This is a genomic window from Anaerotruncus colihominis, assembly GCF_010206195.1.
Classification (GTDB): domain Bacteria; phylum Bacillota; class Clostridia; order Oscillospirales; family Ruminococcaceae; genus Anaerotruncus; species Anaerotruncus colihominis_A.
Map to the genome: position 1 here is coordinate 173,597 of NZ_VIQT01000010.1, position 12,266 is coordinate 185,862.

A 12,266-nucleotide genomic window follows, 5' to 3' on the forward strand; every position below is an offset into this window, starting at 1 on the left:
TGAGCGGGAACGACATGGCTTGAGCTAAACCGTTCCCGCTTTTCGTGCGTCGGTCAGAAAGGTCGCTATTGCCCGCTGTGGAACGTGAGCAATTGCTGGATTGTCCGCAAACCGCGGATGAATGCAAGGCAAAAAGCGTAGGAATCCTGTTCGGATTCCGAGGTTTTTTAACGTAACATTCGCCCTTGTTTGCAGAAAAAGACGGTATTTCCGATTATTCAAACAGCACCTAGAGCGTGTTGGCATGAGTTGAAATTGACGCATTTTGAGCAGAATTTTTGTCCTGCCAGGCAAAAATTTGCCGCACTCCTTGGTGGAATGCAAAAATTTTTAACGACGCAGGGCGGAAATTCTGTCAAAAGGCGGCGGTTTCACACTCGTGTCGACGCGCTCCAAGCCCCAGGCATTGCATCCAATGTACAGGCGTGTTAAAATAGGAGGCGAAAAGGATACAGATCGTTTTCACATGATCATTCAAGGTGAGGTTCCGGCATGATTTTTAAGCGATATGGTTTGATCGCGCACCGCGGCCTGCATGACCGCGCGCGGGGGGTCCCTGAAAATTCGCTCCCTGCTTTCGAATGCGCTGTCGCCGGGGGATATGCGATTGAATTGGATATCCATTTGACAAAGGACGGACAGGCGGTTGTCTTTCATGACGACACACTTATGCGGATGACTGGCAAAAGCGGCAACATTCAGGATCGCACCTATGCCGAGCTGCAAACGCTGGCGCTTGATGGAACAAACTGCCGCATCCCGTTATTTCGGGACGTACTGTTGTGTGTGAACGGACGCGTCCCATTGTTGGTCGAATTGAAGAATAAGGGGCTGCCAGGCGCTTTGGAGCAGACATTCATTCGGCTTATCCGCGACTATCCAGGTCCGTATATCGTGGAGTCATTCAACCCGCTTACCATCTGGTGGCTGCGCCGGCATGCGCCTCAGATTATCCGCGGGCAGCTTGCTTGTATGGAGTACGACGGAATACGGCCGGGACTGCGCACCTTTATTTTAAGCCGGATGCTGTTTAACTGTCTTGCACGGCCGCACTTTATTTCGTATCGCCTGAGCGATATTACAGAACGCCTCTCCAAAAAGTGCAGGCGCCAACGCATTCCGCTTTTATGCTGGACTGTGCGTCAAAAGGATGAATTTGACAAAGCCCGCCGTCTCTGCGACGGCGCTATTTTCGAACAGATCCGGCCGCCCCTCCGATCTTTTTGAAAACACAGCCTGAATCCACAGCAAAAAGCACCCTTCACGCCGTCTTTTGCCAGCGCAAGGGTGCTTTTTTTATTTAGTCGCGCGTATCAAGCACAACCGCGCCATAGCCAACCGGACGCGTCAAAAAAACGCCCTCCGCTAACCCATAAAGCTTACGCATACAATGCTTCGCTTGCCCGCGCGATGTAAACAGGCCAAAAACTGCCGATCCGCTTCCCGTCATCATAGCTCCGGATGCTCCGCAGGCCAACATGACAGCACGGATTTCTTCAATTGCAGGCAGCCCGGCAACCTCGCTGAGTACATTACACATCTCCTTTGCAACCCCTTGCAGATCTGCCTGCTCCAGACAATGCACAAGGCGCTCCGTATCAGGATGGCGGCGCGCGCCGCTGCGATCATACCTATGATAACTTTCAGCAGTTGAAATACCAGCCGCCGGCTTCGCAATCAAAATATGGCATGACGGAAACGCCGGCAATGTGGAGAATTCTTCCCCAACACCGCGCGCACGGCGCGTTCCGCCCATGATACAAAACGGTACATCCGCGCCGACTGTCACTCCGATCCTGCAAAGCGTATCTACATCCGCGCCAACGTTCAACAAACCGTTTAATCCCACCAGCACGCCGGCGGCGTCCGCACTTCCTCCAGCAAGTCCCGCTTCTGATGGAATCCGTTTCTGGATGTCAATGGAAATCGCTGTGTCCGGCCGGCCGAACCGCTCAAAAAAACGGCTGGCCGCAATATGCGCATAATTTGTTTCATCGCAGGGGATACGCGGCTGATTGCAGGATATGTAAAGGCCCTGTCCGCTCATGCGCGAAATCGTAACCGTATCACACAGGCCAACCGACTGCATCACAGTATCAATATTGTGATATCCATTTTCACGTATGCCCGTGATATCCAATGAAAGGTTGATTTTCGCAGGTGCTTCGACCACAATCGATTTCATCCGCAAGCCCCCATTTCCTTTGACTGTATGTTCATTGCACCACAGCGGCAAGCCCTTTCGGGCTTGGCTGCCGCAAAGCGGCAGCTAAACCAGCAGTGCTGGTTTTGGCTGTGGTGTAACATGCGCAGCCCGCTGTTTTGCAGCGGTAGCCGCCAAATGGCGGCTGCAAACGGCAAAGCCGTTTGCACTGCGCATATTGTACCACAGCGTCAGCGAAACTGGCAAAGCCGGTTTCAGCAGCGGTGCAGCATGTGCAACCCGCTGTTTCACAGCGGTCGCCGCCGGATGACGGCTGCAAACGGCCAAGCCGTTTGCCCTGCGCATATTGTACCACAGGCGGTTTAAATTGGAAAGACTTATCTTGATTTAGAAAACAAACGAAACAGCTTAACTGTGTGCACATCAATTGCACGCACTGGACACATCTCCTGACAGCAGAAGCAATGGATACAGTTTGACAGATCGATTTTTGCTTTTTTATTTTCAATCCGGATCGTCTTTGCCGGACAACTTTCCGCGCAGCGGCCACAGCCCACGCAATCGCGTGGGCGCACATGCGGACGCGGCGCGAGCTTTGGTTCAATCCTGCGCACCACAGCGGCGAGCGGCGCAGGAATATTATTTGTGAAGTCGAGCCGTTTGGAATCAGGCGGCAAAAAATCATCAAAGGGCGGCGGCAGAGCATCGCCCAGGATAATCGCCTGTGACCAATCCTGTGGGCACAAGCCTCGTTCGATTGCATCGGCGACTGTAGGCACCTGGCGCGGCGTCAACCCGATCAAATGCGCCATTACAAGATCAAGCGCATATAAGCCGTCGAATCGCGCGGCCGCAGTAAAACCAAGCGGCCGCGCACGGCCGCCAGTCGGACCGTTTCCTTCCATTGCCGTCACCGCGTCCACGATCGTCAAGGCCGGCCGCACCAACAACGACAAGTCTGTCAGCATCCGCGCAAACGCGTCTGTATCCGGAAAGCGATAATGCAATTGGGGCTTGAGCAGCCCCGGAATACATCCAAACAGGTTTTTTACGCCACAGGAAAGCATAGTCATGCAATGGGTTTTCAGTTTGCACAAATTGATCACACAGTCCGCGTCTGCCACCGGATCGATTATATCAAATGTACGGCAAAGAGCTGCGTCCGCTCCGCGCATCTCCCGCGAACCAACCGCGGTATTCAGCTTAACGCCGCATTTTTTCGCCACGGCTTCCATACCGGTCGCCGCATAGGACGCTGTCAATAGCTGCGGCGTATACAGCCCGCCCGGGCTGTCGGCGATGGTAATATCGCGCACACCCATCGCCTGAAGCTGGTATACAACCGCTTCAACAAGCGCAGGATGCGTTGTGGCGGCACGCTCTGGGCCGCAGCGCATAATCAGATTTGGTTTGATCGTAACACGCACATCCGGCGCAATCTGAATATTTAACAGTTCAAAATGGCGCTGGACTGCACTTCGCAGATCTGTTTCGTTGTAACTGTCTGTATGGAGAAATGAAAGTTCGGACATGGTACATCTCCTTTGGGCAGGGCGGCGCGGCCCCGCGCGCAAAGCGCGCGGGAAGCGCGAAGGCCCGCCCGATCATCATGGCGCTTTGCCAAACCAGCTGCGTTGATGCTTGTATCAACGGCAAATGATACATCTAGCCAAGGCGGGGCCTTCGCGCCGGCGCTGTCCCAAAGGGACAGCGCGCCGCGCCGCCTCCTCCCATCCCTGTTAAACGTATCAGATCACCGTCGCACTGTCGACACCACAACGCGCGACCGCAATCTGCACATCGCCGCAGACCGAGCGTGCAAGGTCCGCAAGGTACGGCACGACAAGGTTTTCCGTGCCAAAATGGCCCGCATCGATCAACGTGACGCCGCGGTGCGCAGCGTCGAGCATAACATCATGCTTGATATCGCCCGTTACAAGCGCCTGACAGCCTTTTTCAACCGCCGCATCAAGCAAACTGCCGCCCGAGCCTCCGCAAACCGCGACGCGTTCAACAACCCGGCCGCCGTCACAATAACGTACGGCTGGTAAATCCAGCATCCGTTTAACATAATAAGCAAATTCCGGCGGGGCCATCCCGCGTTCCAGTACACCGGCGCGTCCCATCCCATCAGGAGTACGCGTCAGTTCCAACACCTCGATTTCATTGAGTGCGAGCTTTTGTGCGAGCAGATCATTGACGCCGCCTTTGGCGATATCAAGATTTGTATGCGCACTGATCACAGAGATTCCTGCGCGAACCAGTTTCCATACAAGCGTATCAGATGTGACTCGTTTCATCGCATGGAAAATCACCGGATGGTGCGTCACAATCAAATTCGCGCCTCGCGATACGGCCTCGTCAATCACGCTGTCCGTCACATCGAGCGCCACCAGCACGCCGCGCACCTGTTCATTTGGATCGCCCACCAACAGACCGGAGTTATCAAAATCCAGCGCCAGTGTAAAATCTGCCGCCGCGTCAATCGCGGCATAAACCATTTGGACAGTTGCCATTTTTATATTCCTCCCTGTTCCAGACACTTGATCAGCGCCTCGTATCGCTCCAGGCGCATATGTGAAGCAGCAGCCTTTTTTAATCCCTCATACTGCTCCCGCACAAGCCGTGCCGCCTTGGCGACGTATTGGCGTGCATCCGGGCTGTGATCATCAAGCAGCAAACCACACAGCGCAAACGCATCGTCTAGCTCGCAAGGCGGCGCGCCAGTATAAGAAACTTGCATAACGGCATATGGAAAATCTCCCGATACAACGGCCGTTTCCTTTAACACCACAAACCCATTTTGATACAGGCTGCGCCGCAGGCGGTCCGCCTTTGTCATCGGCTGTAAAATAAAACGCAATTTTGGATCGCGCGTCCAAGGCTGCGCATCAATGATTCCCCAGATTGTTTCGCCGCCCATACCGGCAATTACAATATCCTCAACCTCGCCCGCCTGAAGTCCCATAAGTCCATTGCAGCAGATCAAGCCAACCCGATTGCGCACACCATATTCAGACAATGTAAAAGCCGCCTTGGCAAGCGGCTTTTCATGGACATCGCATGCATATCCGCCGGGAATCTGCCCGCTAGCTGTGAGCCATGCAATCAGATAGCCGTGGTCGCAGCCGATATCAGCACAGCACACGCCGCGGCGCACAAGCGCCGCGGCTGCGGCCAGCCGCGCGTCCAGCTTCGGCAGGCGGCGCGCCATTAGTCTTTCGTCCCGTTGAGCTGCTCGAGCAGGCGCGCGCAATCTGCTCCATGTACTTCGCAGGCTTGCTCGATTGTTTCACCGCGCGATGAGGGGCAGCCCAGGCAATGCATCCCCATTTCCAAAAAATAGCGCGCCAGAGATTCGTCATTGTCGAGCACTTCGCCAACCAGGGAATCCTTTGTATACTTCATTGTTTTTCCTCCGTTTCATATCATTCAGGGGTCTGCGTCAGGCCCTCCGCCTTCACGAGAAATTTTATGCCCGCAAATACATGTCGAGCCGATCGTCCTCTAAAAATGCGCTGCGAGATGGATTTCCTTCCGCACGATGGATGACACCCTCTGTCAGATCATACAGAGAGGACCAAACTGTATCCGCACCCTTGGTGCTGTCATATTGGCAGAGAAATCCCATCTGCCCGGACAACAGCGACTCGGCAAATTCAGGGGTATACGGCATGCCGGTTTGAAAAGCATTCCGCAATGTCTCATACCGGCAGTGGGAAAACCAGTCGTCCACATCTGTGGGTTGATAGATCTGCATATCCGGATGATTAAAATGATTTGTTGTAAACACAAACGGCTGCTCCGGACGCGGCCGAAGCACTGCAATATGTTCACAATTGCACTCCACCGCGGCCAGGTCGCCGCTTTGGTCAGCGAGGATCAACACCTGTGCCGAGGCAATTGGCAGCCGGTGCAGCATCGCAAGCGCCTCCTGGGTGCTGGCGCACGTCTCAAGCAGGCAGCGCACAAGCATTCCCGCGCCAAAGCCCGGCTTTTGGCAGACTGGGCATATAAAGGTCATACCGACAGCCAATCCGCATTCGTTAACGCCATCCTCAATTTCTGTCCAGGCCGTCGTGTTGCCGATAAAAGCATATGCGTGTTCCAGCGTGTAAAAGGCGCTGTCGCAAAATGGCGCGATGCTGGCGAAAAAATCGCTGTTTCTGCCAAGCATTGTTTTTCCATCCGCACAAAACGCAAAACAGGAACAATGTATTTGAGGCGCAAAACTGTACATTGAGAGTAAAAACGCTGCAACTGTCTCACGATCCAGGTCCGCCCCATCCGCCATGCCCCAAATCTCGTCGAGAACAGCTGGATAAAACGCCTCATACAGCGGGATGCTGGCACGTGTAAAGGTCATCCGCGCTTTTGACTGCTGAAAATGCGTCAATGGATTGATTCCCTGCGCCCGCAGAGCCTGTCCATAACACAACCCTGCTTCATAATGCGTACCACTCCATCTGGAATGAATCATAAAACGCTCCCCTTTGTCAAAATGAGAGCTAACGTTAACCCTTAGATAGAGCGTACTTCATTAAAAAATTTATGTCAATGAACAAACTGTGAACAATTACAGCCGCCAAGTCAATCCGACAAAAAGGCCGCCGTTTGATTTAACGGCGGCCCTGAAAAGCTGTTCCAGAAAAAATTACTGGTTTTCCTTCATCTTGGCAAAGCACTCGGAACAATAAACCGGACGGTCCTCCCGCGGCTGGAACGGAACCTTGGCTTCGCAGCCACAGTTGGCGCAGACAGCGGTGAACATTTCCCTCTGGGGTCTGGCGTTGTTCTTGCGGGCGTCGCGGCAGGCTTTGCAGCGCTGCGGCTCATTGACGAAGCCGCGCTCGGCGTAGAACTCCTGCTCACCAGCGGTGAAAACAAACTCGGATCCGCACTCTTTGCATGTTAATGTTTTGTCTGTGTACATTTTGGTTACCTCGCTTAAATTTTTGGATTTACCCGCTGGACTGAGTGGACCGAGATTGAAAACCAAGCTCTGCCAATGGCGCCAAAGGGTATTATATGCAATCCCTCTCGGGACTGTCACGAAAAAGGGGCGCGGACACGTCAGTCTAGGGTAAATACGTTCCGCAGCTTTCGCCGCACTCTTTGCAAGGCGTTGTCAACAGCTTTTGTAGAGGAACCGAGTTGCCTGGACATCTCCTCATAGGAGTAGGAGCTGAGATACAATCTTAATACCTGCCGTTCAAATGGGGACAAAAGAGTTTCAATCCGCCGGTTGCGCGCAGCAGATTCCTCGCTTGCAATCACCAGCTTTTCCGGATCTGTCTCCGGCGAAACCGCAGCAAGCAAATCTTCTGGAATTTCCCGCCCGCTGAGTGAAAGGTAACTGCGCATCGGCGCGTTTTTGTCGCGCATGTGCGCTGTCACCGCACTGAGCATCTTATTGTTGACGCATACAGCCGCAAATGTCCGAAAACTACCGGCCGTATCCTCCCGATAATTGCGCACCGCCTTCAGCAGCGCAATCATTCCTTCCTGGTAGACATCGTCAACATCCATAACGCCCCGCGCATAAGCGCGTGCACGCATACAGACAAGCGGTGTATAACGCTCTATCAAATCAGCCAGCGCCTCATCGTCGCCGTTTTTAGCGCGTTGGGCCAAGGTTTCGTCGGTAACGGCAAAAGATGCCGATATCGCCCGATTTGTCATAGCCGTCTTACTCCTCCGCCCGCCTGTCGCGACCAACCGAATTGATAAAAACATTATATCCTGCGCGGGACATTTTGTCAAGCTTATAAAAAAATACTGGGGACATAGGGGGCATTTTTTTGACGAATTCTCCAAAAACGTGGTACGGAATGATTCAGTCGCGGATCGTGATGTCGCGCAGCCACTTGAATCCGGCGATCCGAAACAGCGATATAATTGATTTCAATATTTCATCGCATTTGAGCACCAGGAACACCGCAGGCGCCGGCCAGCCAAGGCCAAGACCTGTCAAAAAGCCAAGCGGCACGGCGACAAGCCACAAAAATACAACCTCGCAGACCAATACAAATTTGGCGTCGCCGCCCGCGCGCAGGACGCCCACCATACCGATGACGGCCAACGATTGGAAAAAGACAATAAGCGCCCCGACATGCGTAATGCTGTGTGCGATGGCAATGGTATCGGCGGAGAAATCATAAAATGAAATCACAACCGGCCCAAGCAACAAAGTGACGACCGCTGAAAGAACGCCAAACATAACCGCAATCGCCATAAAGGTGACAGAACGCTGCTTTGCCTGTTCATATTCACCCGCGCCGATCGTGTTGCCAACAACCGTCAGCGCGGCGTTGCCAACGCCGAAGATCGCCACTGTGACAAGCTGGTTCAGCACGGTATAGATACTGTTTGCCGCCACAAAATGCGTACCCATGCGCCCGATGACAACAGCGACCATCGACGCGCCCATTCCCCACATCAGCTCGTTGCCGATGACCGGGATGGAAATAAACACATATTTCCTGTATAATTCCCGGTTGCTTGGCAACAGGTCCCTTAGTGAAAAACGGATTTTATTTTCACGCCACAGCACATAGGTAAAGGCAATGGCAAACTCGAAGCAGCGCGCCGTCAACGTGGCGATCGCGCCGCCGCGCACCTCAAGACGCGGAGCGCCGAACTTTCCGAAGATCAGTACATAGTTGAGCGATGTGTTGACAATGAGCGACGTTAAATAAACGGCAATTGAAATATTGACTGTTCCGACGGAACGCAGCATCATAATTGCAATATTGGCCATCGCATAAAGCGGATAGGACCAACCCAGAATGCGCAAATATTGCACGCCATAATCAATCACGGCCTGTTCTGTCGTAAACACACCCATAAACCGCTCCGGAATCAACAGGGCGACCAGCATGAACACAATCGATATGGCAAATCCAACCTTGAAGGTAATTGCCTGGACCCGTTTAATCACAGCCGTATCGCGCTTGCCCCAATACTGCGAAATCAACACATTCGCGCCGCCCGCAACGCCAAAACAGACGACCATCAGCATAAACCAAAGCTGGTTTGCAATCGACGTGGCCGACAGCTGCACCTCGCCAAGCTGCCCGATCATCAGGGTATCCATCATTGAAACCGCTACGGTGATGAGGTTTTGCAGGGCAATCGGAATCGCGATCGCGGCTGTCGTTTTATAAAAGATTTTATCTCTTACGAATAATGTCATTTGTTTCCTCTCCAAAACAGAATCACAAAACCGAAAAAGGGGCGGGCCGTTTTGGCCCGCCTTTCATACCCATGAATCCCTGCGGCGCACGTTTATTCAGTGGCGTAGTCCGCGGCAATCTGATCGACAACATCCATGCCTTCAAATACAAATCCAAATACGGTATGCACGCGGTCAAGGTGCGGCGTTCCTCCTAATTGTTTGTACGTATCAAGCACAGGCTGCATCGATGCGGCAAAGCTGTCCGGCAAACCGGCGTCTGCTATCTCCTGAATTTGAGCATTCAGCTCTGTAATACGCGCCTGAATCTCCTCGTCGCTTGCTCCGGAGGCAACCATCGCGTCGATCTGCTTTTGACCGACCTCAACGATGCGGTTCATATAAGCTGAAAGCAAATATTGCTGCTCGTTCCCCTCGAGGCCGGACGCGGTCTTGGCCTGCACAATAAAAAACTGGCTCCCGTTTGTATTCACCCCGGCGTTCGCCATGGAAAGCGCCCCACGGAAGTTATAGGCATAATCCGAAAACTCATCCTCAAACGGCGCGCCCCAAATACTTTCACCGCCCATGCCGGTGCCGGTCGGGTCGCCCCCTTGAATCATAAAATCGTTGATAACACGGTGAAAGGTCTGGCCATCATAATACCCTTCTTTGGCATGGGTCACAAAATTTTCAACGGCCTTTGGCGCGATATCCGGAAAAAGCCGGATCTTTATAACGCCGGCATTCGTCTCCATCTCGGCAATTGGACAATTGGCGTATTCGCCCGTTCCATCTTGCATCGCCTCTATCCGCGCGGCAATTTCTTCAGCCGGCGGCAGCGGGTCGATGGAAAGCGAATCGCCGGCCCCAGCGGCGTCTGCGGCAGGCTGTGACGAAGCCGCCCCGGAGGATGCCTGTGCGGCGGATGAGGATGCCGACGCCGCGCCGGCTGGCTCTGTAATGGTGATCTTAATAATCTGCGCCAGATTTTCGTTTGCCGCAGACGACGCCCCAGATGATACAGCCGACTGCACAGCGGAGGAGGTAGAGCCAGACGGCGCGGACGACGACGCGCCATCGGAAGCGCCGCATGCGCCCAAGCCCATGGCCACGGCCGATGCCAGCAGCAAAGCGATCAATCGTTTCATAAATATCTCCCTTATCTGTATGGTTTGATTTTACAGTATACCATAGTTTACCCCATTTCACAAGGAGTCTTCTGCAAACTATTCCGCATACGCCAATAAAACCGCTGGTGAAACCCGCGGTTTTCCCACAATGCTTCCGCCTGTTATGTATCTCCCACCTATTTGCGTACCAGCGAACGTGTGCAATCAGAATGGGACAACTGCTTTTCAGCCGCTTCAGAAAAAAGCGCGTCCATAATTTTGCGGATCTGCTCCTGCCTCCACGCAGGGAAACGTTCAAACACTTCCATATATCTGCTGAAATCCCGGCGTGTACGGTCTTTGATGATCATTCCAGGCACTTCACTCTCCCGAATCAGCTCCAGCACGGTGGTGCCAATTGAACTGGCGATATGTTCGAGCGTTGCCTGTGTCGGATTATCCACCAGCCCGCGTTCGAACCGGCTGACATACGATTCACTCATAAAGCATTCGTTTGCAAACTGGCTTTGTGTAAGTCCGGCCTTTTTTCTGTATAATCTGATTTTCTTGCCTACCATAACCCCTATCGACATAATATGCACCCCCTGCATATCTACAATACAGGAAAATTCGTGGTGTGATGCGCCCAAATAATCCGTTCTGACCATTTTATAATCCTGGCTTGTGTATTTGACACAATTATAAATCATTCGTCTATGTATCACATTATAACAATCATATGGACATTTTTCCAGTCCCATTTTTTACAAATTCTGAGCCTTCTATCCATCTATATCTCCTCTTTGAGCATATATCGCCCAGGAATATATTTCATATGCTTTGTGGATATTTCACATTGTCCAAAGCGATCTTTGCAAATTGCCGCATAGTTAAAAGAGCCTACGCCGGACTCAGGCGCTCCCTCCCCCATGCAGGGGCAGCCCGTCAGGTATAGGTTCTTTTAAAGCTCACTTATTTTTCCTTCAGCAAGTCGCGGATTTCTGTGAGAAGCTTTTCCTCATTGGACGGCTTCGGCGGCGAAACCGCTTTTTCAGCTTTGCGATGAAACCGATTGATCCCCTTCACCATACAGAACACAACAAAAGCCATAATCAGAAAATTCAGAACTGCCTGGATAAAATTCCCGTATGTGATGGTCGCCCCTCTTATGCTGATGTGCAGATCCGTAAAAGAATTCTCCCTTACAAGAATCCCGATTATCGGCATTATGATGTCGGCAGTCAGAGAGTCGGCAATTGCTTTAAACGCTCCGCCGACAATGACTCCAACCGCCATATCCATAACGTTTCCTCGTGCAATAAACTGCTTAAATTCGGAGATAAATCCCAATCCCTTTTCTTTTACATTCATCGATTGTCCTCCTGTTTTTTTCAGGTTTTCAGCTCACAAGTAGGTTGTTGATGAACAAAGCCGCGCCAAAAACAAAAGCGTTTTTTCAGCGAAGAAAACAAAAAATGCAGGCATCCTTTTGGATTCCGAGGCTTTTTAACGCAGCATTCGCCCCTGTTTGTAGAAAAAGACGGAAATTTTGATTTTTCAACCAGCCCCTAACGAGTATTTCTGCAAAACATGCCGGAACAAAGCGCCTCCGCTCTGGCGGCGGTTTTGTCAACATCCCCACAATACAACTATAACACCTGCGTCCATATACCGCAACCGTTCATTTCGCAACAGAATACAGCCGGACTATTTCTGGAAAAAAATCAGGGCTTGTTTAAAAATAGCGGAATTGCCGGATTGTTCGCAAACTGCGGATGAATGCAAGGCAAAAAAACACAGGAATCCTTGGATTTCT

The 12,266-nt window shown here is 52.3% G+C and carries 14 protein-coding genes; 1 reads left to right on the forward strand and 13 read right to left on the reverse strand.

From position 1 onward, the window contains the following. The first annotated feature begins 492 nt into the window (after positions 1-492). On the forward strand, positions 493-1,227 hold the full coding sequence (locus FMM72_RS08630) for a glycerophosphodiester phosphodiesterase family protein (RefSeq protein ID WP_160208980.1): 735 nt from the start codon (positions 493-495) through the stop codon (positions 1,225-1,227). Positions 1,228-1,300: 73 nt separating this feature from the next. On the opposite strand, the gene ispE is transcribed toward FMM72_RS08630, so the two are convergent. The 13 genes from ispE to mscL form a co-directional block, all read right to left on the reverse strand. Then, positions 1,301-2,185 carry a 4-(cytidine 5'-diphospho)-2-C-methyl-D-erythritol kinase gene (gene ispE / locus FMM72_RS08635; RefSeq protein WP_162221193.1) on the reverse strand — a complete coding sequence of 295 codons (885 nt, stop codon included), beginning with the start codon at positions 2,183-2,185 and terminating at the stop codon, positions 1,301-1,303. An 84-nt stretch (positions 2,186-2,269) separates the two neighbouring features. Next, the gene (locus tag FMM72_RS08640) at positions 2,270-2,455 is read right to left on the reverse strand and encodes a hypothetical protein (RefSeq protein ID WP_162221194.1); all 186 of its coding nucleotides are present in this window, start codon (positions 2,453-2,455) and stop codon (positions 2,270-2,272) included. A gap of 86 nt (positions 2,456-2,541) precedes the next feature. After that, a complete protein-coding gene (locus FMM72_RS08645) occupies positions 2,542-3,696 on the reverse strand; it encodes a DUF362 domain-containing protein (RefSeq protein ID WP_162221195.1) in 1,155 nt (384 codons plus the stop codon). A gap of 216 nt (positions 3,697-3,912) precedes the next feature. Further along, on the reverse strand, positions 3,913-4,680 hold the full coding sequence (locus FMM72_RS08650) for a Nif3-like dinuclear metal center hexameric protein (RefSeq protein WP_162221196.1): 768 nt from the start codon (positions 4,678-4,680) through the stop codon (positions 3,913-3,915). A gap of 2 nt (positions 4,681-4,682) precedes the next feature. Beyond that, on the reverse strand, positions 4,683-5,378 hold the full coding sequence (locus FMM72_RS08655; RefSeq protein ID WP_160208975.1) for a class I SAM-dependent methyltransferase: 696 nt from the start codon (positions 5,376-5,378) through the stop codon (positions 4,683-4,685). Beyond that, positions 5,378-5,572 (reverse strand): DUF1858 domain-containing protein, encoded by a 195-nt coding sequence (locus FMM72_RS08660; protein ID WP_162221197.1) that lies wholly within the window; start codon positions 5,570-5,572, stop codon positions 5,378-5,380. Before FMM72_RS08660 ends, FMM72_RS08655 begins: the two co-directional genes overlap by 1 nt. A 64-nt stretch (positions 5,573-5,636) precedes the next feature. Further along, positions 5,637-6,644 (reverse strand): C45 family autoproteolytic acyltransferase/hydolase, encoded by a 1,008-nt coding sequence (locus tag FMM72_RS08665; protein WP_162221198.1) that lies wholly within the window; start codon positions 6,642-6,644, stop codon positions 5,637-5,639. A gap of 174 nt (positions 6,645-6,818) precedes the next feature. After that, positions 6,819-7,097 carry a zinc-ribbon domain containing protein gene (locus FMM72_RS08670; RefSeq protein ID WP_006876143.1) on the reverse strand — a complete coding sequence of 93 codons (279 nt, stop codon included), beginning with the start codon at positions 7,095-7,097 and terminating at the stop codon, positions 6,819-6,821. 140 nt (positions 7,098-7,237) lie between these two features. Further along, positions 7,238-7,846, reverse strand: a complete 609-nt coding sequence (locus FMM72_RS08675; protein WP_162221199.1) for a sigma-70 family RNA polymerase sigma factor — start codon at positions 7,844-7,846, stop codon at positions 7,238-7,240. A 154-nt stretch (positions 7,847-8,000) separates the two neighbouring features. Then, positions 8,001-9,359, reverse strand: coding sequence for an MATE family efflux transporter (locus FMM72_RS08680; RefSeq protein WP_162221200.1), 1,359 nt, complete (start codon positions 9,357-9,359; stop codon positions 8,001-8,003). Positions 9,360-9,451: 92 nt separating this feature from the next. Further along, positions 9,452-10,489, reverse strand: coding sequence for a peptidylprolyl isomerase (locus tag FMM72_RS08685; protein ID WP_207710331.1), 1,038 nt, complete (start codon positions 10,487-10,489; stop codon positions 9,452-9,454). 158 nt (positions 10,490-10,647) lie between these two features. Next, positions 10,648-11,043 (reverse strand): helix-turn-helix domain-containing protein, encoded by a 396-nt coding sequence (locus FMM72_RS08690; protein WP_160208970.1) that lies wholly within the window; start codon positions 11,041-11,043, stop codon positions 10,648-10,650. 379 nt (positions 11,044-11,422) lie between these two features. After that, complete coding sequence (gene mscL, locus FMM72_RS08695) at positions 11,423-11,821, reverse strand: large-conductance mechanosensitive channel protein MscL (RefSeq protein ID WP_160208969.1); 399 nt, start codon at positions 11,819-11,821, stop codon at positions 11,423-11,425. Positions 11,822-12,266: the final 445 nt, after the last annotated feature.

Excerpts from the sequence above, each read along its gene's own strand:
- FMM72_RS08630 (WP_160208980.1), top strand. The coding sequence starts at position 493 with ATGATTTTTAAGCGATATGGTTTGATCGCGCACCGCGGCCTGCATGAC.
- ispE (WP_162221193.1), bottom strand. The coding sequence starts at position 2,185 with ATGAAATCGATTGTGGTCGAAGCACCTGCGAAAATCAACCTTTCATTG.
- FMM72_RS08645 (WP_162221195.1), bottom strand. The coding sequence starts at position 3,696 with ATGTCCGAACTTTCATTTCTCCATACAGACAGTTACAACGAAACAGAT.
- FMM72_RS08650 (WP_162221196.1), bottom strand. The coding sequence starts at position 4,680 with ATGGCAACTGTCCAAATGGTTTATGCCGCGATTGACGCGGCGGCAGAT.
- FMM72_RS08655 (WP_160208975.1), bottom strand. The coding sequence starts at position 5,378 with ATGGCGCGCCGCCTGCCGAAGCTGGACGCGCGGCTGGCCGCAGCCGCG.
- FMM72_RS08660 (WP_162221197.1), bottom strand. The coding sequence starts at position 5,572 with ATGAAGTATACAAAGGATTCCCTGGTTGGCGAAGTGCTCGACAATGAC.
- FMM72_RS08665 (WP_162221198.1), bottom strand. The coding sequence starts at position 6,644 with ATGATTCATTCCAGATGGAGTGGTACGCATTATGAAGCAGGGTTGTGT.
- FMM72_RS08670 (WP_006876143.1), bottom strand. The coding sequence starts at position 7,097 with ATGTACACAGACAAAACATTAACATGCAAAGAGTGCGGATCCGAGTTT.
- FMM72_RS08675 (WP_162221199.1), bottom strand. The coding sequence starts at position 7,846 with ATGACAAATCGGGCGATATCGGCATCTTTTGCCGTTACCGACGAAACC.
- FMM72_RS08680 (WP_162221200.1), bottom strand. The coding sequence starts at position 9,359 with ATGACATTATTCGTAAGAGATAAAATCTTTTATAAAACGACAGCCGCG.
- FMM72_RS08685 (WP_207710331.1), bottom strand. The coding sequence starts at position 10,489 with ATGAAACGATTGATCGCTTTGCTGCTGGCATCGGCCGTGGCCATGGGC.
- FMM72_RS08690 (WP_160208970.1), bottom strand. The coding sequence starts at position 11,043 with ATGTCGATAGGGGTTATGGTAGGCAAGAAAATCAGATTATACAGAAAA.
- mscL (WP_160208969.1), bottom strand. The coding sequence starts at position 11,821 with ATGAATGTAAAAGAAAAGGGATTGGGATTTATCTCCGAATTTAAGCAG.